At 46.3% G+C, this 21,403-nt stretch carries 24 protein-coding genes; 1 reads left to right on the top strand and 23 read right to left on the bottom strand.

Annotated elements, in window-relative coordinates:
* Window positions 1-90: 90 nt before the first annotated feature.
* From spoIID to C1A12_RS03180, 4 genes are all read right to left on the bottom strand, one after another.
* Window positions 91-1,104: a stage II sporulation protein D gene (gene spoIID / locus C1A12_RS03195; protein WP_101842394.1), complete on the bottom strand. Its 1,014-nt coding sequence runs from the start codon at window positions 1,102-1,104 to the stop codon at window positions 91-93.
* Window positions 1,105-1,227: 123 nt separating this feature from the next.
* Window positions 1,228-2,538 carry a UDP-N-acetylglucosamine 1-carboxyvinyltransferase gene (gene murA / locus C1A12_RS03190; protein ID WP_101842393.1) on the bottom strand — a complete coding sequence of 437 codons (1,311 nt, stop codon included), beginning with the start codon at window positions 2,536-2,538 and terminating at the stop codon, window positions 1,228-1,230.
* Between the two features lie 34 nt (window positions 2,539-2,572).
* The gene (locus tag C1A12_RS03185) at window positions 2,573-3,292 is read right to left on the bottom strand and encodes a YwmB family TATA-box binding protein (protein ID WP_101842392.1); all 720 of its coding nucleotides are present in this window, start codon (window positions 3,290-3,292) and stop codon (window positions 2,573-2,575) included.
* Window positions 3,293-3,404: 112 nt separating this feature from the next.
* On the bottom strand, window positions 3,405-3,608 hold the full coding sequence (locus tag C1A12_RS03180) for a DUF1146 family protein (RefSeq protein WP_101843274.1): 204 nt from the start codon (window positions 3,606-3,608) through the stop codon (window positions 3,405-3,407).
* Window positions 3,609-3,860: 252 nt separating this feature from the next.
* On the opposite strand from C1A12_RS03180, the gene C1A12_RS21485 reads away from it, so the two are divergent.
* Window positions 3,861-3,992, top strand: a complete 132-nt coding sequence (locus tag C1A12_RS21485; RefSeq protein WP_255408382.1) for a hypothetical protein — start codon at window positions 3,861-3,863, stop codon at window positions 3,990-3,992.
* 70 nt (window positions 3,993-4,062) lie between these two features.
* On the opposite strand, the gene C1A12_RS03175 is transcribed toward C1A12_RS21485, so the two are convergent.
* The 19 genes from C1A12_RS03175 to C1A12_RS03080 all read right to left on the bottom strand — a co-directional run bounded on the left by C1A12_RS03175 (window position 4,063) and on the right by C1A12_RS03080 (window position 21,271).
* The gene (locus C1A12_RS03175; protein ID WP_101842391.1) at window positions 4,063-4,467 is read right to left on the bottom strand and encodes a F0F1 ATP synthase subunit epsilon; all 405 of its coding nucleotides are present in this window, start codon (window positions 4,465-4,467) and stop codon (window positions 4,063-4,065) included.
* 88 nt (window positions 4,468-4,555) lie between these two features.
* On the bottom strand, window positions 4,556-5,968 hold the full coding sequence (gene atpD / locus C1A12_RS03170) for a F0F1 ATP synthase subunit beta (RefSeq protein WP_101842390.1): 1,413 nt from the start codon (window positions 5,966-5,968) through the stop codon (window positions 4,556-4,558).
* Between the two features lie 38 nt (window positions 5,969-6,006).
* Window positions 6,007-6,870 (bottom strand): F0F1 ATP synthase subunit gamma, encoded by an 864-nt coding sequence (locus C1A12_RS03165; RefSeq protein ID WP_101842389.1) that lies wholly within the window; start codon window positions 6,868-6,870, stop codon window positions 6,007-6,009.
* Between the two features lie 50 nt (window positions 6,871-6,920).
* Window positions 6,921-8,429: a F0F1 ATP synthase subunit alpha gene (gene atpA / locus C1A12_RS03160; RefSeq protein WP_101842388.1), complete on the bottom strand. Its 1,509-nt coding sequence runs from the start codon at window positions 8,427-8,429 to the stop codon at window positions 6,921-6,923.
* A gap of 15 nt (window positions 8,430-8,444) precedes the next feature.
* Window positions 8,445-8,993 carry a F0F1 ATP synthase subunit delta gene (locus tag C1A12_RS03155; protein ID WP_101842387.1) on the bottom strand — a complete coding sequence of 183 codons (549 nt, stop codon included), beginning with the start codon at window positions 8,991-8,993 and terminating at the stop codon, window positions 8,445-8,447.
* Window positions 8,990-9,511, bottom strand: a complete 522-nt coding sequence (atpF, locus tag C1A12_RS03150; RefSeq protein ID WP_101842386.1) for a F0F1 ATP synthase subunit B — start codon at window positions 9,509-9,511, stop codon at window positions 8,990-8,992. The genes C1A12_RS03155 and atpF overlap by 4 nt, the downstream gene beginning before the upstream one ends.
* A gap of 588 nt (window positions 9,512-10,099) precedes the next feature.
* Window positions 10,100-10,312, bottom strand: a complete 213-nt coding sequence (atpE, locus tag C1A12_RS03145) for a F0F1 ATP synthase subunit C (protein ID WP_026799008.1) — start codon at window positions 10,310-10,312, stop codon at window positions 10,100-10,102.
* 49 nt (window positions 10,313-10,361) lie between these two features.
* The gene (atpB, locus tag C1A12_RS03140) at window positions 10,362-11,084 is read right to left on the bottom strand and encodes a F0F1 ATP synthase subunit A (protein WP_101842385.1); all 723 of its coding nucleotides are present in this window, start codon (window positions 11,082-11,084) and stop codon (window positions 10,362-10,364) included.
* Window positions 11,085-11,108: 24 nt separating this feature from the next.
* The gene (locus C1A12_RS03135; RefSeq protein ID WP_200816542.1) at window positions 11,109-11,477 is read right to left on the bottom strand and encodes an ATP synthase subunit I; all 369 of its coding nucleotides are present in this window, start codon (window positions 11,475-11,477) and stop codon (window positions 11,109-11,111) included.
* Between the two features lies 1 nt (window position 11,478).
* Complete coding sequence (locus C1A12_RS03130) at window positions 11,479-11,667, bottom strand: AtpZ/AtpI family protein (protein WP_101843272.1); 189 nt, start codon at window positions 11,665-11,667, stop codon at window positions 11,479-11,481.
* A gap of 379 nt (window positions 11,668-12,046) precedes the next feature.
* Window positions 12,047-14,200 (bottom strand): S8 family serine peptidase, encoded by a 2,154-nt coding sequence (locus C1A12_RS03125; protein WP_101842384.1) that lies wholly within the window; start codon window positions 14,198-14,200, stop codon window positions 12,047-12,049.
* 93 nt (window positions 14,201-14,293) lie between these two features.
* Entirely contained in the window at window positions 14,294-15,436 is a 1,143-nt protein-coding gene (wecB, locus tag C1A12_RS03120; RefSeq protein WP_101842383.1) for a non-hydrolyzing UDP-N-acetylglucosamine 2-epimerase, read from the bottom strand.
* Between the two features lie 9 nt (window positions 15,437-15,445).
* Window positions 15,446-16,078 carry a uracil phosphoribosyltransferase gene (gene upp, locus C1A12_RS03115; protein ID WP_101842382.1) on the bottom strand — a complete coding sequence of 211 codons (633 nt, stop codon included), beginning with the start codon at window positions 16,076-16,078 and terminating at the stop codon, window positions 15,446-15,448.
* Window positions 16,079-16,416: 338 nt separating this feature from the next.
* Complete coding sequence (glyA, locus tag C1A12_RS03105) at window positions 16,417-17,673, bottom strand: serine hydroxymethyltransferase (protein WP_101843271.1); 1,257 nt, start codon at window positions 17,671-17,673, stop codon at window positions 16,417-16,419.
* A gap of 34 nt (window positions 17,674-17,707) precedes the next feature.
* The gene (locus tag C1A12_RS03100) at window positions 17,708-18,244 is read right to left on the bottom strand and encodes a TIGR01440 family protein (protein ID WP_373420425.1); all 537 of its coding nucleotides are present in this window, start codon (window positions 18,242-18,244) and stop codon (window positions 17,708-17,710) included.
* Window positions 18,245-18,320: 76 nt separating this feature from the next.
* Window positions 18,321-18,764, bottom strand: a complete 444-nt coding sequence (gene rpiB, locus C1A12_RS03095) for a ribose 5-phosphate isomerase B (RefSeq protein WP_101842379.1) — start codon at window positions 18,762-18,764, stop codon at window positions 18,321-18,323.
* A 194-nt stretch (window positions 18,765-18,958) separates the two neighbouring features.
* Entirely contained in the window at window positions 18,959-19,570 is a 612-nt protein-coding gene (locus C1A12_RS03090; protein ID WP_101842378.1) for a low molecular weight protein arginine phosphatase, read from the bottom strand.
* A gap of 55 nt (window positions 19,571-19,625) precedes the next feature.
* Window positions 19,626-20,168, bottom strand: a complete 543-nt coding sequence (locus C1A12_RS03085; protein ID WP_235001518.1) for a manganese efflux pump — start codon at window positions 20,166-20,168, stop codon at window positions 19,626-19,628.
* Window positions 20,169-20,227: 59 nt separating this feature from the next.
* Window positions 20,228-21,271 (bottom strand): L-threonylcarbamoyladenylate synthase, encoded by a 1,044-nt coding sequence (locus tag C1A12_RS03080; protein WP_101842377.1) that lies wholly within the window; start codon window positions 21,269-21,271, stop codon window positions 20,228-20,230.
* Window positions 21,272-21,403: the final 132 nt, after the last annotated feature.

The following is a 21,403-nucleotide window of genomic DNA, read 5'->3' as shown; positions in this document are numbered from 1 at the left end:
CGTGATTTTAACTGTGTGGTACCCGGTACACGAAAGTCGATGCTGTGTACCGGGTACCACACAATTTATTTTGTGTACCTGGTACCCGCGTTAAGAGAGGGAGGCGGTTTGTTTGCTGACGGGGGTGATTTCTGTATTTTGGTAGTAGTGCTGGATAATTTCTTTGTAGGTTTTGCCTGCTTCGGCCATTCCGTTAGCTCCATACTGGCTCATACCTACTCCGTGGCCGTAGCCTCTGGTCGTAAAAATAATATGGTCCTCTTTTTGTTCGATCGTAAAGTCACTGGATTGCAGGTTCAACTTCTCGCGGATTTCCCGTCCTGTGAATTTCTGGTCCCCGACCGAGAGTTCAGCTACCCGGCCTCCTGGTGTTTTTGCTAGATTTATATTCTCCAACCCATTGGCAATTTTCACATTAAAGGCGGCCTCTATTTCAGCAATTGGAACGATTTTCTGATCAAAAAATTTCGGGGAGTCTTCATCCCACGGACTTTCTACACTTTTTAGATAAGGAATTTCATTGTCCCAGTAGTCTTCTGAATTCTCGGTGTACCCGTTACTTGTCGAAAAGAAGGCGGCCGTGATCGGCTCCTCCTCATAGGTGATAATTTCGCCTGCCGTTTCTTTAACAGCTTGTTTAATGCGGTTCATGTTCTTCGAATAATGATCCTGCCATTGTTCACGGAGCTCCTCGTCATTCTTGTAGACTTGATGCTGGGTTGTATCAGTGACATCCGCTTCATCGGAATATGGTTCGCCATCCGTCAGCTGCTGCGTAATGTACGTGCGGGCGGCTAAGGCTTGTGCCTTTAAGGCTTCCATTTCAAAATTGGCCGGCATTTCTGAAGCGACAACGCGTGCTACGTAATCCTCTAAAGGCACTTCCTCGACCTTCTCACTCGCACTTCTCATTACATTAATGCTGAACGGGGAAAGACTCGCTGGGATGTCTACCGATGACGATTCACTTTCAGCCGTAGTTTCTTCAACAGTTGCTGTGTCGTTTTTTCCGATAAATGGTGCGACGATGAGGGCAGGAATCAATAAAATGCCCATAAACATACTTAGAATCGTAATAACCCCAATACGACGCTTTCGCTTCATATCTCGTCCTCCTGAAACATTAGTAGACCTTTCTACTAAAATATATCCAATAATACGCTTTAATAGAACTAAAAAAAGCAATCCCCATCGAATAAAAATGGGGATTGCTTTCGTTATAAATATTTATAAGGTCGATACAGATTCGCTAGGTTCAACTTCTTCTACATACGTTTCATCTTCATTAACGCGTTCAATGTCTGCGCCGAGACCACGCAGTTTCTCTGCAAAATCGACATAGCCTCGATCTAGATGTTTCAATTCAGTCACGCGGGTGTATCCATCAGCCACGAGCCCTGCTAAAATGAGAGCAGCTCCGGCCCGAAGATCCGTTGCCTGAACTTCAGCACCTTGCAGATCGGAAGGTCCTTCAATGATGACACTGCGTCCTTCAATACGCATTTTTGCATTCATACGGCGGAACTCTTCTACGTGCATAAAACGGTTTTCAAAAACGGTTTCCGTAATTACGCTCGTTCCTTTGGCATTCAGCATAAGAGCCATCATTTGTGACTGCATATCCGTCGGGAAACCTGGATGCGGCATGGTTTTAATGTCCGTAGCCTTAAGATGATCAGGTCCGATGACACGCAACCCATCTTCCTCTTCTTCAATAATAACGCCCATTTCTTCCATTTTAGCTACTACTGAACGTAAGTGCTCGTGCATTGCCCCCTGGACAAGAACATTTCCACCAGTGATTGCTGCTGCTACCATAAAGGTACCTGCTTCAATTCTGTCCGGAATAATATGATGAGTGGCGCCGTACAGCTTGTCGACCCCTTCAATTTTGATGGTTTCAGTACCGGCACCCACGATACGGGCACCCATTTTGTTTAAGTAGTTAGCGAGATCTACAATCTCTGGTTCTTTAGCACAATTCTCAAGCACTGTCTTACCTTTAGCAAGCGCAGCTGCCATGATAATATTTTCTGTCGCCCCTACACTTGGTACATCAAAATAAATCTTCGCACCCTGCAGTCGGCCATCTACATTCGCTTCAATTGTGCCATTACCGACAGTAATTTCAGCACCCATTGCTTCAAACCCTTTAAGGTGCTGATCCAATGGACGGGAACCAATTGCACAGCCGCCAGGCAGAGCAACCTTTGCGTGTCCATAGCGGGCCAAAAGTGGTCCCAATACAAGCACAGAAGCTCTCATTTTGCGTACATATTCTATAGGAGCTTCTGTTTTTAAGTCACTGGAAGCATCCACAGTAACGGTTCTTCCATTCATTTGAACATCAGCATTCATGTGTCTTATAACTTCATTAATCGTGTATACATCAGCTAAAGCTGGCACATCATGTAACACACTTTTTCCTTCACTTGCGATTATACTTGCTGCGATGACAGGCAGTACGGCATTCTTTGCACCTTCAGCTCTTACAGTGCCTTCAAGCTGCCTTCCACCACGGACGATGATTTTTTCCAAGGTTCATTCTCCTCCGCGTCCATATTCATTATTATTAATATTCAGCAGTTAGGATGGGTGTGCCAAATGTAATGGTTGTCCGATTGCCCAAATTCCTTGTAGCGAACTGAACATTCATCGTACCATCAGGTAAATCAATGGCTTGATCCCATCTTGATGTGTAGCCGGATCTGCTAGTCCAGCTTTCTTCGGTAGAAACTTCGATCGTTGCTATATTGAATGTTTTTTTGAATTTTTGATAGAATAAAACTTCATTAATCATACCACTATATTCACTCTTAATAAATGAGTAATTAGTGATATTTTCCGTGAAAATTCGAGTTTTTACTCTATCCGTGATTTGTTCGATGATTTGTGGTGCTAGTGGTGTAGTACCCGCGGACGTTACGGTATAAACTACTTCAAATAAACTGGATTCGTTATTGGGCACGAGCACGGTAAAGGTTTCGTCGATGTCAGCTGTTTTCTGTCCGTCATGATAAATGTATTTCGTTGCATCAGAAGTGTGTTGTGTTGTGATCTGCGGCACCTCAAAGTAGTCTGTAATTTGTTGTTGAATCTGCTTGAGTTCGTCTTTATGGAAATCTTCTTTAAGCGTCGTGTTCAGCTCTTTAATCTCTAGCTGTTCATCCTCAGCAAAAGCTGCTAGTTCAATTAACGGAGACACATGGCTCCACCCCTCAGCCGTTCCCTGAGGATAAACACCTGAACCAATTGCCACCACTGCTGCTAAACACATAATAAATAGTTTCATATGTAACCTCTCCCGTTCCCCTTGTTTATCTCAAGTTTGAACAGGAAAAAGGAGAATCATACGAAACAATTGCTGACATGATTAGACAAAGACGGTAGAATAAGCTGTTTGCTTAGAACAAATAACTCAGGCTGCTTGACCAGTTAATTAAGTCTAAGAAAAAGTTACTCACTGATGTCGCGATAGCTATTGTGATGAGTATCATTAATACACGAATCTCAAAGATTTTTCCTTTTCTAAAAAAAGCATCCAGATTCACTGCTTGCAAGACTTTCCAAGTAATAATAATAAAAATGATGTGGGAAGTCATACTCATGATCGCTTCTTCGACGAAATATTGATCCACTAATTCACACCTCGCTCATGTCTACCTTTTATTACGCACATTATCAAGAATCACATGATACGGTTTTCTTGTCAACTATGCAACTGGTAATGATTGCGCTTTAAAAGTGAATTTTTTGTGAACAAACATTAACCGTCAGGAAATGCCAGAAATATAATTTCCCGCGCAATATAATTTATTTCCCGGGGAATATTGACACTGCAGTCGAAAGAAGGTGGATTGGTGAGTGGCAATGTCGATTGTATAGTGCCGGCTTATATAGAGAGTGCGCACGGGTACCAGGTGCCGCAGGTGATTATGAGTGTTTCTGGCTTTCAAGAGGACCTGGTGCGGTTAGGCGCTCTGGCTTTATAAGAGCACTCTGTTATTTCCCCTCTTCTTTGAATAAGCACAGAAAAAAACTGCTTTCAAAAGAAAGCAGTTTTTAAAAGTTATTGTTTTTTACGTCTAAACGGTTAATGGCTCGTTTCAGCGCTAATTCTGCTCTTCGGAAGTCGATATCTGATTGTTTGTTGGCCATGCGCTGTTCAGCGCGCTCTTTGGCACGTCGAGCACGATCGATATCGATTTCTGAAGGTTTCTCTGCTGACTGCGCCAGGATAGTTACTTTATCTGGACGTACTTCGAGGAACCCGCCACTGACGGCGATGCGTTCGGAGCCGCCCTCTTGTTTGAGGCGTACCGCGCTAATGGTTAATGGAGCTACCATGGGGATGTGTCCAGGCAGGATACCAAGTTCCCCGCTTTCCGCCTTACAGCTAACCATTTCATAGGCGTCTTCTAATACCGGGCCATCAGGAGTGACAACACTCACCGTTAGTGTTTTCATAGCTATTCCTCCTAAGGCAGATCATAAGCGCCGGTGTCAGATGCTCCGCTCAAGGCGAGGCATCTGAGTGACACTTGCAATGATATGCTTATTGCATTTCTTTTGCTTTTTCGACGACTTCTTCGATGCGGCCGACTAGGCGGAAGGCATCTTCTGGGATGTCATCGTGTTTACCTTCAAGAATCTCTTTAAATCCTTTAACTGTTTCTTGTACTGGAACGTATGAACCTTTTTGTCCAGTAAACTGTTCAGCTACGTGGAAGTTTTGAGATAGGAAGAATTGAACACGACGTGCTCGGGCAACGGTCAGTTTATCTTCATCTGACAGTTCATCCATACCCAAAATGGCAATGATATCCTGTAGTTCTTTATAACGCTGCAGCGTTTGCTGTACTTCACGAGCGACTTCGTAGTGTTCGTCTCCTACGATGTCTGCGTCCAGCGCGCGTGACGTAGAAGCCAGTGGATCCACAGCTGGATAAATCCCTTGCTCAGACAGCTTACGCTCAAGGTTGGTTGTTGCATCCAAGTGGGCGAACGTTGTCGCTGGTGCAGGGTCAGTGTAGTCATCGGCTGGTACATAGATCGCCTGAATGGATGTTACTGATCCTTTATCCGTTGAAGTGATACGTTCCTGCAGCTGACCCATTTCTGTTGCAAGTGTCGGCTGGTAACCTACGGCTGATGGCATACGGCCAAGCAGGGCAGATACCTCAAGACCACCTTGTGTGAAACGGAAAATGTTGTCAATGAAGAATAGAACGTCCTGTCCTTGTTCATCACGGAAGTATTCAGCCATCGTAAGACCTGTCAGGGCAACACGCATACGAGCTCCAGGTGGTTCGTTCATCTGTCCGAAAACCATGGCAGTTTTCGAGATTACGCCTGAGTCTTTCATTTCATAGTAAAGGTCATTTCCTTCACGTGTACGCTCTCCAACGCCGGCGAATACGGAGATACCGCCGTGTTCTTGAGCGATGTTGTTAATAAGCTCCTGGATTAGTACGGTTTTACCTACTCCGGCACCACCGAACAAACCGATTTTACCACCTTTTACATACGGAGCCAGCAAGTCTACTACTTTAATTCCTGTTTCAAGAATCTCTGTTTCAGTTGCCAGATTTTCAAAGGTTGGAGCTTGACGGTGAATCGGATCACGACGAACATCACCAGGGATTGGATCATCGAGGTCGATTTTGTCACCAAGTACGCTGAATACTCGTCCTAGGGTCACGTCACCTACAGGTACGGAAATTGGTCCGCCTGTATCGATTACGTCTGTACCACGCTGCACACCTTCAGTGGATGACATGGCAACAGTACGTACAGCATTATCTCCGAGGTGAAGGGCAACTTCTAGTGTAAGGTCAACGTTTGTTTCGTTTTCTGATTTTGCTTCGTAACTTACTTGCAAAGCGTTATTAATGTCAGGGAGCTGGCCGTCGTCGAAGGTTACGTCAACAACGGGACCCATAATTTGGGTTACGCGTCCTTTACTCATCGATTTCCCTCCTTACTTACTGTTCAAAGTCCAAGAACCTATTCGAGGGCAGCTGCACCGCCGACGATTTCGGTAATTTCTTGGGTAATGGCTGCTTGGCGGGCACGGTTGTAAGAGAGTGAAAGGTCACCAATAAGGTCATCGGCGTTATCTGTTGCACTCTTCATGGCCGTCATGCGTGCAGCGTGTTCACTTGCTTTTCCATCGAGTAATGCGCCGTAAATCAAGCTTTCTGCATACTGCGGAAGAAGAACTTCAAGAATTTCTTCCTGGTTCGGTTCATACTCATAAGAGCTTGTACCGGCTTTACCTTCTGGATTTAAGTCCGTTAACGGAAGAACTTTTTTCTCAGTCACTTCCTGAGTAATGGCACTTACGTAATGATTGTAATAAATATAAAGCTGATCGATTTCACCATCTGTGAAAAGCTGAACCGTTTCAGATGCGATATCTTTAATATCGGCAAAATCCGGCTGGTCGGCGATTCCGGTGATATCTTTATCGACAGGCATATTACGTTTACGGAAAAAGTCGCGTCCAATCCGGCCCATCGTGATCAACGCATATTCGTCAGCTGCATTGTGATTCTGGCGAATTTGCTGATACACTTTGCGCAAAACGCTGCTGTTATAAGCTCCAGCAAGTCCACGATCCGAAGTAATGACTAGGTATCCTGTTCGTTTGACCTCACGTGCTTCAAGCATGGGATGACTTGCATCTCCGCCCCCGGAAGCGATACTCGCCACTACTTCCTGGATCTTTTCGCTGTATGGTACGAAGGATCTGGCATTTTGCTCGGCTTTGTTCAGCTTAGACGCTGAAACCATTTCCATGGCTTTCGTAATCTGCTTCGTTTTTTTCGTTGAATTAATCCGGCCTTTAATATCTCTAAGGGATGCCACGCTGTTTCACCACCCTTTCCAGCTAGTTTACACATCGTTCAAGTCGTTACTTACTCGGATACGACAAAAGTTTTACTAAATGCTTCAACAGCTTCATTCATATCTTCTTCAGCTGCTAACTTACCAGTTGAACGGATTTCTGCAAGAAGATCTTTACGGTTGTTATCTAACCAGGTATGGAATTCGCTCTCGAAACGAGTAACGTCTTCTACCGGGATATCATCAATATATCCTTTAGTTAAGGCATAAATAATCATAACCTGCTTTTCAACGGACAGCGGCTGGTGAAGTCCCTGCTTGAGTACTTCTACCGTACGCGCACCACGGTTCAGCTTAGCTTGTGTTGATTTATCTAAATCGGATCCGAACTGAGCAAATGCTTCAAGTTCACGGTAAGAAGCTAAGTCCAGACGCAGTGTACCTGCTACCTTCTTCATTGCTTTAATCTGTGCAGAACCCCCTACACGAGAAACGGATAATCCGGCGTTAATCGCTGGACGTACGCCTGAGAAGAAGAGGTCAGACTGCAAGAAAATCTGTCCATCCGTAATCGAGATTACGTTTGTCGGAATGTAAGCTGAAATGTCGCCGGCCTGTGTTTCAACGAATGGAAGTGCTGTTAAAGAACCTCCACCTTTGGCATCACTAAGCTTAGCGGCACGCTCAAGCAGACGGGAGTGCAGATAGAATACATCCCCTGGGAAGGCTTCACGGCCCGGCGGACGACGTAATAGCAAGGAAAGCTCACGGTAAGCGGCTGCCTGCTTCGATAAGTCATCATATACGACAAGTACATGTTTGCCGTTGTACATGAAATCTTCACCAAGTGTTACCCCTGCATAAGGTGCAAGGTAAAGAAGCGGTGCCGGTTGAGAAGCACTTGCTGTAACAACGATTGTGTAGTCAAGAGCCCCATGACGGCGAAGCGTTTCAACCGTACCACGTACCGTTGATTCTTTTTGACCGATGGCTACATAAATACATACCATGTCCTGGTCGTGCTGGTTCAAAATGGTATCAACTGCTACAGATGTCTTACCTGTTTGACGGTCACCGATAATCAACTCACGCTGTCCACGGCCGATTGGCACAAGGGCGTCAATCGCTTTAATACCAGTTTGAAGCGGCTCATCTACGGATTTACGATCCATAACTCCTGGTGCAGGAGATTCAATTGGGCGAGTTCGTGTCGTTTCGATTGGACCTTGACCATCAACTGGCTGTCCAAGCGGGTTCACGACGCGGCCAAGCATTTCCTCACCTGTCGGAATCTGCATGATACGGCCGGTACGACGAACTTCGTCACCTTCTTTAATATCTGTATATGGTCCAAGAATGACAAGACCAACGTTACTTTCCTCTAAGTTCTGTGCCAATCCCATGACACCGTTAGAAAATTCAACAAGCTCTCCGGCCATGACATTATCAAGACCATGAGCACGTGCGATACCGTCACCAACCTCGATAACTGTACCTACGTCGTTGACTTCAATATCTGATTCGTAGTTTTCAATTTGCTGCTTAATCAGCGCACTGATTTCTTCAGCTTTGATGCTCATGCCATTTCACCCCTATCATCTATTATTCGGAGAAACCAACTGACGTTCGATACGGTTAAGCTTCCCACTGACAGAACCATCAAAAATGCGATTACCGACTCGAAGACGAATGCCTCCAAGAATCTTCTTGTCGACAACATTTGTCAGGTTAAGAGATTGTTTGCCAACTTTAGGTGCAAACGTTTCTGATATTCGTTGTTTCTCAACGTCAGAAAGCGGATTTACAGAGTACACAGTGGCATCTGCAATTCCTTTAATATCGTTCATTTTTAGAATAAAGTGATCCGTCAAATCCAGAATGATCTCTTCACGATGACGATCGATTAACAGCATCAGGGTGTTGAGCGTCTCCTTAGAAAAACCTTGCAGAGAATCGTTCAATAGCTGCTTTTTCTGATCCGCCGATAAACGAGGATGTTTGAGAAACTTCGTAAGTCCTCTGTTCTTCTGGAAAATTTCACGTAATGCACGTAATTCTGTTTCAATCTGTTCTAATTTGGATTGTTCCTGACCGAGCTGAAAAAGAGCGTTAGCATAGCGCTTGGCAACGATTGTCTCACTCATCGCTCTTCTCCTGCCTCGTTAATGTATTGATTAATAAGCTCCTGCTGATCCTTTTCGGAAAGTTCCTTTTCAATCACTTTCGACGCGATCATAACGGACATGGATGCCACTTGATCTTTAAGGGTTTGTACAGCTTTGTCGCGTTCCTGCTCAATCTCCTGACGGGCAGATACTTTAATACGCTCTGCCTCTTTTTTAGCAGACTCAACAATGTCACGCTCCTGCTGTGCAGCAGTTTTGCGAGCTTCCTCCATAATGCTTTGCGCGTCCTGACGCGTCTTCTTCAACTCTTCCGCGGCTTCACGCTGCTGGAGAGCAGCTTCTTCACGGCTTTTTTCAGCAGTTTCTATTTCATTGGCGATATAATCTTCACGATCTTTCATCATTGTCAAAAGAGGTCCCCATGCGAATTTCTTTAAAAGCACGAGTAAAATGATGAAGAACGCCAGCTGAGCGATCATATCTCCTACAGCAAATCCTGAAGCTCCCAGGACTAAGTTCGTCGTCAAACCTTGCACAGTAGTCACTCCTTTCTACACTAAGAAAAGCGATGAGGGGCGGTTTAGGCCTGAAACGCATAAGCAAGATGCCGTAATCGGGTGGTTTCCCCGATGCAGGTAGATTGCTTATGTCGCGAAGGCCTGCCCCTCGCAGCTAGACACTAAGAAAAGCGGTGGCGTCTTGGGAGGTCCGACCTGCATAAGCAAGAGGCCGTAGTGAAGTGTTCTTCCTTCACGTAGGTCAATTGCTTATGTCACGAGGACCTCGACGCCTTAGCTAGACATCAAGAAAAGCGGTGGCGCTTTGGGAGCCGCGACAAGCATAAGACAAGCGGTGCAGTGAAGGGTTCTTTCTTCACGGAAGCGATTGACTTATGACCTCGAGCGGCTAAGCGCCTTAGCTAGACACTAAGAAAAGCGATGAGGGGCGGGTTCTACCTCCCCCATAACAATTGGCGCCTTTATCGACACCCGTAAAAAATGCCAGATTACAGAAAAACCAACATACCAAGGTTTTTCCTATTATAAACTCGGGTAGTACCTGTAAGAAGACATAAAGGAAAGGCGAAGATTCACGAAATATGAACTTCGCCATCATCTTTTTCTTTACTGACCCATTACGATAAATGCGATAACAACGCCGATGATTGGAACCGCCTCAACTAGGGCAACACCGATAAACATTGTTGTTTGAAGCGCACTGCGCAATTCTGGTTGACGCGCAATACCTTCTACTGTACGACTTACGATAAGACCGTTACCAATACCTGCACCAAGTGCTGCTAAACCTACTGCAATTGCAGCTGCTAATAGACCCATAATGAAAATCCTCCTCATATTTTGTAAAAAAATTTTTTATGATTTTATGTTAATGGTCTTCGCTCACCTTGTGAGACATGTAAACCATCGTCAACATAACGAAAATAAATGCCTGGATGAAACCAATAAATGTACTAAAGCCCATCCATGCCACCATTGGAATTGCTGCTCCAATGGCTCCTAAGAAGCTTGTTGTAGCAAGTCCTACTAATAAAGAAAGTAGAATTTCACCTGCATAAATGTTTCCGTAAAGACGGAGACCAAGTGTCAGAGTGTTGGAAAACTCTTCAATGATCTTAAACGGTAATAAGAATGGCAGTGGCTGTACAAATGTTTTTCTGTACTCTTTGGCGCCCCGCAGTTTAATCCCATAATAGTGGGTTAACACGATCACCATGACAGCTAATGTCATCGTAATACCTGGGTCTGCTGTCGGCGATTTCCACCAGAGGTCGTGCCCGACAACTCCGTTTGTGACCACCCCGAGCATATTCGACACAAATATGTAGGCGAAAAGTGTAAGACCTAAAGGAAGAAAGAGCCTCCCGGTACGCCAATCCATATTTGAACCTATAATGCCTTTAATGAAATCAATCAGCCATTCCATAAAGTTTTGAAAACCTTTTGGGTTACGCTGCATATTCCTTGTTGCTGCAACCCCTAGAATGAATACAATTAATGAAGCAACAAACATCATTAATAAGTTGGATAAGTTGAAATCCAGCCATGGAATCCCAAATGCATCCTCCCACATCGGTGCTTCGTGATTCAATCTGTTCACCTCTCTTCCATCATGCTAATCTGTTGCTCTGTTAAACAGGTAATCTATAATAATGACAAAGTAGGCTGCCATTAAGCCCAATACTACAGAAATTAAGTGGAAATGTGCTTCAAACTGAAGGGCGATTACAACGGCTAAAGCGCCTGATGCAAGTCGCGTAAATGTTCCAATCCCTCTTGTGTTCATGCTGTTTGCTGAAGATTCGCCTAACTTTTTGATCTTCCGCTGCATGAGCCAGAGATTGTAAAAACTAAGGATGCTTCCTAAAAGAAGCCCGAGGAAAACCGGCTGCCAGGGGGTTAAACCCCAACCTAAAACTAGAATTGCCAGAAGGTAGAACATCCATTTTCGCTGACGGGCTATCATAAGTTGATAATCTTCCAAGTTAATCGTCTCCCGTGTACGCTCGTACTAAATGAATCGTTCCGTATGTACCCGCTCCCAATCCAATGAGTAGACCAAGAATTAGAAAGAGTGGACTTGTGGAAAATTGGTTATCCACCCACTTCCCTAAAAACACTCCAACAAGCGGTCCACCAGCCAGTTGAGACACAATCGCACTCGTAAGGGCCATTGCTCGAAATGGAAATTGTGAGTGTTTCAATTCAACACCTCTTTTTACATAAAAAAAGCGCTGTAATGCATGAAAACCTTATCATTCCACACTATGTAAGAATACAATAGGGGTCATATCATGTCAATGCGTTTGCGAGCAAAAGTACAAAAGTCCGACACGCATTTATCATAAATTTGTCACAATTTTTGTTAATAAAAAAGGAACAGCTGTCTAACGGCTGTTCCTAAGGCTGTCGAGTGACTCGATCAGCTTATTTATCGGGTCTTGGAAAGGGTTACATAATGGTACTTTTTGACTGATTCCGTTAATATAAGGATGCTGTGTAAAAAGAAGGATGGGTCATCATGTTCAAACGGCTGTCCTGCTTTCCTCTTTTTCACATTTGAATCGGAAAAGGGTAACTATGCGTTTGTCCTTCTATTTCAATCGTTACCACAGCAAGGTAAGGCCCGGTATAGTCGTCACTCATTTTAAGATCGATTTCCCCTTCGTTCAGTCCTTCCTTCGGGTCTTCTAATTCAAGCAATCGTCCTTGATGCAGCAGCGTACCTGCTCTGTAAAGATCGATCGTTAATCGGTCGGCGGGTTCTGTTAAGTTAAATCGATACGTTAAATCCGCTTCAGTTTCCCAGTCTTTGTACAACTCAAAGCCTGAGACTTTTTCATAATTATCGGTTTCCACCATGAACAAAAATGGGATATGATGGTCGTTTTCACCATTTTCGACTGCGATAAATCCCTGGTGAACGCCTTCCTTCATAAATGCTTTATTCATGTTGACTTCGACCGTGAGTTCCTTTGCCTCTCCTGGGTTCAATTGAAACGTGGAGGGCAGCGTCCAGCCGATGCCTGGCTGTTTGTCTGGCTGTCTGACGTGATAGGTCTGGGTTGTATTCTGTTTGTTCTCTACTTTTAGCTTTATTTTTTCTCGAAACAGATTGTCTTCAATCCTTCCGAAGTTAAGCGCCCCCGGCTCCATCCATAATTCAGGCGTAAGTGCCTGGGCGGTATCAACGTAGCCGGCTCCCTGCTCTGTCGGAGGAAGCGGCTCTTCTTGTTTTTGTAAAAGGTCGGCTGTACTCATGAGCGACTGCTTAATCTCGGCAGGCGTCCAGTCTGGATGAGCTTCTTTTAACAGTGCTGCTGCCCCTGCAATGTGTGGAGCGGCCATACTTGTGCCCTGCAGCGCCTGGTAGCCGCCGGGTACGGTGCTGACTACATTCACTCCTGGGGCTAAAATGTCAGGTTTGACGCTCCACGAGGAAGTGACGGGTCCTCTGGAGCTGAAAGGGGCAATTCCGTGCTCTGCTTCCTTCGTAATAGTCTCCACCCATTGATTATTCTTTACTCCTTTTTCAAGCAGCCACTCTCCTTCTTCCTTTGTAACGGCTGCGACAGGAATCGGTAAATCGAGTCCTTGAATTGATCCCCGGAGCAGTGTATTTGAGTTGTTCATAATAATTAATGCTTCTGCTCCTTGTTGATAGGCGCGCTGTGCTTTCTCTGCAAAACTCGTACCGCCGCGTTTCATGAGCACAATTTTTCCCGTCGCGCCCTCGACCTCCTGTCCTTGCATTTCGATCAACGGGTACTTTTTCGACAGGTTCCATGGTTTAGAGCCTTGTAAAATCCTGACGGGCAGCTGTTTGTCTTCCCCCGGAATGGTCAGCAGTGCCTGCTCTTCCGGCAAAGCGGAAGCACCGACCGTAATGGCGTGCTCCGATGTAGCAGGTGAGCCGATCGTCCACGTGTCAGGTCCTGCGTTCCCCGCAGCCACAATCACTGTTGTGCCAAGCTCAATGGCTCGTTCGACCGCTTTCGTCGTCGGCCAGTCAGGCCCATTTACGTCGTTGCCGAGTGACAAATTAATGACGTCCATTCCATCCTCCACTGCTTCTTCAATTGCAGCAATAACCTGGACCGATGTCCCCATGCCTCCTGGTCCCAATGCACGATAGGCATATAAGTCCACGTCAGGAGCTACCCCTTTCATATCGCCATCCGCTCCAATGATGCCGGCGACGTGGGTTCCGTGCAGTGTCTTGCCTTCTTCTGTCGTCTCCATCGGATCGTCGTCATAATCAATCACATCAAAGCCTCCGCGAAAATTCGCCTTCAGATCAGGATGATTGTAATCGATTCCTGTATCTACTACGCCCACCTTCACTCCAGCGCCTGTATAAGAGGTATCGGGCCGGACAATATCTGTGGTCAAAGAATCAGCCGGTTCTGTCAACAATTCCTCCTGTGTCGTGTACGTTTCCACAGGAAATTGGTTGGCGACCTCTTTGAGACGTGAGATTTTTTCAAGCTCATCAGGTGTACCTTTTACAGCGATTCCGTTAAAAATCGTTTCATATTCAGCGACTACCTCAAGCCTGGGCAGCCGAGATTCGACGTGGTTTGTAAATGATTCGACCGAGGTTTCCTTCAGTTCGAGAATAATCGTAATCTCTTCGTCAGGATCAGGCTGACTGAAGCCGGCGAGCAGTGTGAGCACGATGAATAAGGCGGCGATTTTGAGCGGCATGGTCGGTGAGGCTCCTTTTTACCGGTAGTGTGTGTTTAAGGAGGTGTCGTTATGCGAGGGGCAATAAAAAAACCTCTCCCGTGCTGGAAGAGGCTACTCTGTTACAAATGGGGCCGGCTTATCGTTACGCTCCTTGAAAAAATAGCGAATCGCTTCGGCTATTCGGGCGGAGGCTTGTCCGTCGCCGTATGGGTTCGAAGCTTGAGCCATAGCTTCATGTTTTGCTTCATCCGATAACAGCTCATGAGCCAGAGTGAAAATACGATCTTCCTCTGTGCCGGCAAGCTTCAGGGTACCGGCCTCTATCCCTTCAGGACGTTCAGTAGTATCCCGGAGAACAAGTACAGGGACGCCAAGAGAAGGCGCTTCTTCCTGCACACCGCCTGAATCCGTTAAAATTAAGTGGGCGCGGGCCGCGAAATTGTGAAAATCAATTACATCAAGCGGGTCAATCAGCTTAATGCGGTCATCATTGCCTAAGATTTCATCGGCCACTTCACGAACGGCCGGATTTAAATGGACGGGATAGACCACTTCAACGTCATCATTCGCTTCGACAAGACGCTTAATGGCACGGAACATCTGTTTCATGTTTCGACCGAGATTCTCGCGGCGGTGGGCAGTCATAAGAACAAGACGCTTGTCGCTTCCGATTGAGTTCAGCACTTCAGAGGTGTAGTTTTTATCAACCGTTGTATTCAATGCATCAATCGCTGTATTGCCTGTCACAAAAATGTGCTCTGCTGGTTTGTTTTCCGACAACAGGTTTTCCCGTGACTGATCAGTGGGAGCAAAATGCAAATCAGCCATCACTCCAGTGAGCTGCCGGTTCATTTCTTCCGGATACGGCGAGTATTTATCCCACGTCCGCAATCCTGCTTCCACATGTCCGACCGGGATTTGATTGTAATAAGCGGCCAGTGATGCGGCAAATGTCGTCGTTGTGTCGCCATGCACAAGAACGAGATCGGGTTTTGTTTCTTTCATAACGCCGTCCAGCCCCTCAAGCGCTCGTGTGGTGACCTGGGACAGCGTTTGACGATCCTTCATTATGTTTAAATCATAATCGGGCTCGATGCTGAAAATGTTCAATACCTGGTCAAGCATCTGTCTGTGCTGAGCTGTTACCGTCACGATGGGCTCAAACTGCTCTGACCTTTTTTTTAATTCCAAAACGAGCGGCGCCATTTTAATCGCTTCGGGCCTTGTGCCGAAAATGGTCATGACTTTAATCATAGAATGTCCTTACTTCGTGCCGAACAGACGGTCGCCGGCGTCACCGAGACCTGGCTCAATGTAGCCTTTTTCATTGAGGCGGTCATCCATCGCAGCAAGATAAATGTCAACGTCCGGGTGAGCTTCCTGCACAGCTTCCACCCCTTCAGGAGCCGCTACGAGACACATGAGGCGGATTTGGCGTGCGCCTCGTTTCTTAATGGAATCGATCGCTTCATTAGCGGATCCTCCAGTGGCCAGCATTGGATCGATGACGATCAGTTCACGTTCTTCAATGTCGCTTGGAAGCTTGACGTAGTATTCCACGGGCTGGAGCGTTTCTGGATCACGATAAAGTCCGACGTGACCGACTTTCGCGGCTGGAATAAGCTGGATAATGCCATCTACCATACCTAGTCCTGCGCGGAGGATAGGAATCAGACCAATCTTTTTCCCTGTGAGCACCTGGGCTTTGGCGTTCGATACAACAGGGGTATCAATTTCAACTTCTTCAAGGGGCAGGTCGCGTGTGATTTCAAAAGCCATTAGAGCGGCTACTTCATCAACGAGTTGGCGGAAATCCTTCGTGCCTGTCTCCGTCTTCCGTATGTACGTGAGTTTGTGTTGAATTAATGGATGGTCTAAAACATATACTTTTCCCATGTCAGTCACTCCTTTTAATAGTTTGCATCCCGCTAATTGTACAGAAAAAGTCGATAAAGAGCAAGAGCAGATGTGTGATTGCTATGTGTTGTATCATTGTGTGGTTCCATTGTGTGGTTCCATTGTGTGGTTCCAGGTACACCGATTAAATTGTGTGGTAACAGGTACACAAATGGTGCATCGGTGTACCCGGTACCCAGAGAAAAAAGAAAATAACTTTTTCCTGTTAATGGCGGCCAACAACGGCATCAAAAAAGCAAAAAAACAGGGGTGGAAATTAACACCTGTAAAAAGAGTTGCAAAAAAAGCCTACCTGCGTGAGGTAGACTTTTTTGTCTTTATGGCGTACTTGGCATGAGTGATTGGTAGAGTGGGAAGCGGGATGTCAGCTCACTGACGCGTTCAGCGGCTTCTTTCAGCTTCTCGTCATTGTCGTGATTTTTAAGTGTAAAGGCAATCAATTCACCGATCTGCTTCATTTCATCTTCTTTGAAGCCGCGGCTCGTTACGGCAGCTGTACCAACGCGGATTCCGCTCGTTGTGAATGGGCCTTCTGGATCAAATGGAATAGTATTTTTATTTGTTGTAATGCCGACTGCATCCAATGCTTTTTCGGCCACTTTTCCTGTTAAGCCGACTTCCCGCAAGTCAAGCAGAAGCAGGTGATTGTCTGTGCCGCCTGAAACGATGCGTACACCGTTCTCCGTCAGCGTCTCACCTAGCTGCTTCGCATTTTTAATAATTTGACGGGAGTACTGCTTAAAGCTAGGCTGAAGAGCTTCTTTAAAGGAAACAGCTTTTGCCGCAATAATGTGCATTAACGGTCCGCCCTGCATGCCAGGGAATACGGATTTGTCGATTTTCTTCGCGAACTGTTCTTCACAGAAAATCATGCCGCCGCGTGGTCCGCGGAGTGTTTTGTGTGTGGTTGTCGTCACAAATTGAGCATGCGGCACCGGATTCGGATGAAGTCCAGCGGCAACAAGCCCTGCGATGTGTGCCATATCAACCATTAAATAGGCACCGACCTCATCGGCAATTTCTCTGAATTTAGCAAAGTCGATCTCACGCGGGTACGCACTCGCGCCCGCAACAATCATCTTCGGCTGCACTTCTTTTGCTTTTTCCAATACAGCTTCATAATCAATACGTTCGTCTTTTTCATCAACGCCGTATTCTTCAAAGTTGTAAAGGGTTCCACTGAAGTTAACCGGACTTCCGTGCGTCAAGTGACCGCCATGGCTGAGATTCATTCCAAGTACAGTGTCGCCAGGCTCTAGAACTGTAAAGTAAACAGCCATGTTGGCTTGGGCGCCGGAGTGAGGCTGTACGTTGGCGTGCTCAGCGCCGAAGAGCTCTTTGGCACGGTCTCTTGCCAGGTTCTCGGCAACATCCACGTGCTCACAGCCTCCGTAGTAACGGCGGCCCGGGTAGCCTTCTGCATATTTGTTCGTTAACACGGAACCCATTGCTTCCATTACTGCTTCTGATACGAAGTTTTCTGAGGCAATCAGTTCGATATTGTTCTGCTGACGATCCTTTTCATCAATTACCGCTTTGTACAGTTCTTCATCTGAATGTTTTACATGTTCCATTTGTAAAAAATCCCCTCTCTCCGAATTCAATTTGTTAGCATTCATAAACAGCTCGGGCGCCTCCAACAAGCGGCGGGCGTGTGCGTGCTGCCGTAACGTGAGCGTGACCGATTGACTTCTGCTCAATGCGAAGCGGAACGGCGACGCGTTTTAAATGCATCCCGATCAGTGTATCTCCAATGTCGACTCCGCCCTGCGCCTGTACTGCTTCGACAAGGACAGGGTCGTCCATGTGTTTAAAAGCATAAGAGGCCATTGAACCTCCTGCATTTGATACAGGGATGGCTGTTACCTCATTAAAGCCGTATTTCTGCTGGACTTCCCGCTCGACAACGAGTGAGCGGTTTAAGTGCTCACAGCATTGAAAGGCAAGTTGGGCACCTGATTGTCTAGAGAATTTAGTCCATTCTTCAAACAACACTTCAGCAATTGCTTCACTTCCTGATGTGCCAATCTTTTCACCTGCTACTTCACTGGTAGAGCAGCCCACGACAAACAACCCGTCCCTCATGTGACCGGTCTCAAGCAATTGGCGGGCCACATTTGCTACATCCTGCTGAATCGCCTTCACATCTGCCATTTCGGGTCATCTCCTTTTTTGCTGCTAAGCCTGAGGATGGTTCGACTTCTTCACTTATCTAACCATTCTATAACTTATTCTCGTATTCGGCAATCTTATTTATACGGTTTTTGTGCCTTCCTGCTTCAAATTCGGCATGGACCCATGTTTTTGCGATCTCACGGGCCAATCCAGCTCCAATCACGCGCTCTCCCATGCACAGCACGTTAGAGTCATTATGCTCGCGTGTTACTTTTGCCGTAAAAAGGTCATGAACCAGAGCAGCACGAATGCCTTTCACCTTATTTGCCGAAATGGACATCCCTATGCCTGTCCCGCAAATAAGAATACCTTTATCGAACTCCCCGCTGGCTACACGTTCGGCTGCCGGGAGGGCATAATCCGGATAATCGACGGAACCTTCACAATCACAGCCTAGATCTTCATATTCTATTCCCGCTTCTTCCAACACTTCAGCTACTTCACGACGCAGGTTTACCCCGCCGTGGTCGGAAGCAATAATGACTTTCATGCTGTCAGCCACTCTCCTCTATACCAATATTCAATTCGTCAATTTTATAGTGACAGGTCTGTCATACTCTGTCAATCCAATTAAAGGGGTAAAAAAGTTTTTTAAGGGGGCTTTTCTTCCTATTAAATAGGTGTTTCGGAGGTTGAATGAGGAGGTCCTATTCAATCGGTTGAACAGGACATTATGCAGATATGCTACTCCTTCTCATTTTGAAGCTTTTCAATTAATACTTCAATCGTCTTCTCTAATTCGTCTCTTGTTTCCCGGTAGACTTGGACGCTCTGTCCATAGGGATCAGTTATGTTTAAATTCGGAAGTTGTTCTTCTGCGCGCTGAATCGCTTTGATTTCTCCATCCAGTTCTTTCAGCAAATACTGCTCAAGTTCAACTTCGTTTAAATTTTCATCCGCCTGGCTGAGCACCCAAGCTCGTTTTTCTTCGAAATGTGTATACAAATCGGTTAAGTGTTTCCATTGATGTTCCTCAACAAGCACATATTCTTTTAATGTGTAAAATTTATGCTGCCAATCCGGGTATTGCAGAGCCAGCGTTTGTTTATGACTATCGGTCATGCATAACACAATATCTGCCCACTCCAGAAGTTCCTGGGATACAGGGGTAGACGTGTTCTCGAAACTCAACCCGATTTCTGCCAGAACTTCGTTGGTGCTGTTGCTGACAGGCTGGTTCACGTCGGCGAAGATCCCTGCTGATTTAACGTTCGCTTGATCGTATTTGGATTTCATAATAACCTCTGCCATTGGGCTGCGGCATGTATTGCCTGTACAAATGAATAGTACGTTCATCGGTGACCCTCCCCTTTTACATCATCTTTTCCCATTTTAACACAAAGTCTATCTATCAGAATATAGTATAGAGTCCGAGCGCACACAAAATGCTCCCTCCAAGGATTTCACTGTATGCGCCGACATAGCTTGTCGCTCTTCGGCCGACAAGAAATCCAACCCACGTCAAAAACATACTCATCATGCCGAAACTCGCAATCGAGACGACCACGTTCATATTGTTTAAACCGAGGCTGAAGCCCACGGGAAAACTATCAATGCTGACGCTGAAGGCGAAAATCCATAACCCGAATCCGGCCATCGAATGAGCGGGGGAATGTTTTTCGGTAAAAGAAGCCAGCACCGTATAAGTGCCAAGGGTTAACAGCAGGAACCCTCCAGCGAGAGAAGCCCATTCACTAACGTTAACGAACAGCCATTTCCCTAAAAGAATGCCAAGCCCGGGCATGATCATATGTAAAAGTCCAACGAGCAGACCAGCAATGCCGATATATTTCAGCCGTACAGACTGCATCCCCATCCCAAGCGAGATCGAAAAGGCATCCATACCTAACGCAATCGATAGCAGTATAATGGATGTTATATTCTCTAATTCCACGAAAAAACCCCTCCTCGGACATGCTACTGTAAAATATGCGAGGAAAAGGGGACGTATGATTAGTACTGTTTAATTTTCTGAGTGGCAGCCTTGCGCAGACGATTCATAATCGCTGCGCCGACCCCGTGTTCAGGAAAAGACTCACACAGGATAACGTCGATATCCGTTTTTTTGTAATGTCTGAGTGCACGGTACAGTTCACCTGCTACTTCAGCCAGATGCTCACGGGAGCCGCAGGCCGTCACGTGCTCATGATTCAATTGAGAGGCAAGTTCGTGACTTGCGATGACCGCAACCCGCTGCCCTTCATCCTTCAGTGCCTCCAGCTGCTGACGAAAGAATTCATCATCGCCTTCGATCAGCCAAAGAGGGGATTCCGGGGCATAGTGCGTATATTTCATACCGGGAGATTTCGGCTGATGTTCCGTTTGTCCGGCTAGTGCAGGATCAATAATAACGCGCGGAATCAGCTGTTCGACGTCCTCTTTCGTTACTCCGCCGGGACGAAGGATAATTGGAATTTCCGTCGTACAGTCGATTACTGTCGATTCGACTCCGACCCCCGTAGGACCGCCATCTACAATACCGGCAATCCGTCCATTTAAATCCTGATACACATGCTCAGCATCTGTCGGGCTCGGCCGCCCGGAGCGGTTTGCACTCGGAGCTGCCAGCGGTAATCCGGTTTCTTTTAAAATCGCGAGAGCAATCGGGTCGCTCGGCATTCGAATGGCGACCGTATCTAAGCCGGCGGTCACGTTGTGAGCTGCCTTATGATTACTAGGCAGAACCAGGGTTAAAGGACCTGGCCAGAACTGGTCCATCAGTTTCTCTGCCACGTCCGGAATCCGGGTGACGAGCTCATCCACCTGAGAACGCTCGCCGACGTGGACGATGAGCGGATTATCAGAAGGTCTTCCTTTTGCTTCAAAGATCCGCCGGACGGCAGCTTCATTCGTTGCGTCCGCCCCCAATCCATACACCGTCTCCGTAGGAAAAGCAACGACCTGTTGATTCCTTAACAGAGCCGCTGCTTCTTTTATTACATTATCGAGTTCACCGCTTGCATCGGTGCGCTGCCATAGTTGCGTCTTTATCGTCATGCTTTAAACTCCTTTAATCCACACGATTCTCTTTCTTATTATGAAGAATAAGGAGCATAATCGCAAATTCAGGCCTTGCCCACAGGATATCCTCAACTTACCCACAGAATTATCCACATATCCATAAGCTGA

Origin of the sequence: Halobacillus sp. Marseille-P3879 (assembly GCF_900240285.1) — a bacterium.
In the GTDB taxonomy this organism is placed as follows: Bacteria; Bacillota; Bacilli; order Bacillales; family Halobacillaceae; genus Halobacillus_A.
Note: the sequence above shows the minus strand (reverse complement) of the source record. Positions and strands in the feature narration are given on the sequence as shown.

Excerpts from the sequence above, each read along its gene's own strand:
- C1A12_RS03125 (WP_101842384.1), bottom strand. The coding sequence starts at position 14,200 with ATGCCGCTCAAAATCGCCGCCTTATTCATCGTGCTCACACTGCTCGCC.
- C1A12_RS03130 (WP_101843272.1), bottom strand. The coding sequence starts at position 11,667 with ATGGCCCTTACGAGTGCGATTGTGTCTCAACTGGCTGGTGGACCGCTT.
- atpA (WP_101842388.1), bottom strand. The coding sequence starts at position 8,429 with ATGAGCATCAAAGCTGAAGAAATCAGTGCGCTGATTAAGCAGCAAATT.
- atpD (WP_101842390.1), bottom strand. The coding sequence starts at position 5,968 with ATGAGTAAAGGACGCGTAACCCAAATTATGGGTCCCGTTGTTGACGTA.
- glyA (WP_101843271.1), bottom strand. The coding sequence starts at position 17,673 with ATGGAACATGTAAAACATTCAGATGAAGAACTGTACAAAGCGGTAATT.
- C1A12_RS03155 (WP_101842387.1), bottom strand. The coding sequence starts at position 8,993 with ATGAGTGAGACAATCGTTGCCAAGCGCTATGCTAACGCTCTTTTTCAG.
- C1A12_RS03175 (WP_101842391.1), bottom strand. The coding sequence starts at position 4,467 with ATGAAAACACTAACGGTGAGTGTTGTCACTCCTGATGGCCCGGTATTA.
- C1A12_RS03090 (WP_101842378.1), bottom strand. The coding sequence starts at position 19,570 with ATGAACGTACTATTCATTTGTACAGGCAATACATGCCGCAGCCCAATG.
- atpE (WP_026799008.1), bottom strand. The coding sequence starts at position 10,312 with ATGGGTCTATTAGCAGCTGCAATTGCAGTAGGTTTAGCAGCACTTGGT.
- rpiB (WP_101842379.1), bottom strand. The coding sequence starts at position 18,764 with ATGAAAGTCATTATTGCTTCCGACCACGGCGGGGTAAACCTGCGTCGT.
- C1A12_RS03080 (WP_101842377.1), bottom strand. The coding sequence starts at position 21,271 with ATGACGATAAAGACGCAACTATGGCAGCGCACCGATGCAAGCGGTGAA.
- spoIID (WP_101842394.1), bottom strand. The coding sequence starts at position 1,104 with ATGAAGCGAAAGCGTCGTATTGGGGTTATTACGATTCTAAGTATGTTT.
- C1A12_RS03185 (WP_101842392.1), bottom strand. The coding sequence starts at position 3,292 with ATGAAACTATTTATTATGTGTTTAGCAGCAGTGGTGGCAATTGGTTCA.
- upp (WP_101842382.1), bottom strand. The coding sequence starts at position 16,078 with ATGGGAAAAGTATATGTTTTAGACCATCCATTAATTCAACACAAACTC.
- C1A12_RS03180 (WP_101843274.1), bottom strand. The coding sequence starts at position 3,608 with ATGAGTATGACTTCCCACATCATTTTTATTATTATTACTTGGAAAGTC.
- wecB (WP_101842383.1), bottom strand. The coding sequence starts at position 15,436 with ATGATTAAAGTCATGACCATTTTCGGCACAAGGCCCGAAGCGATTAAA.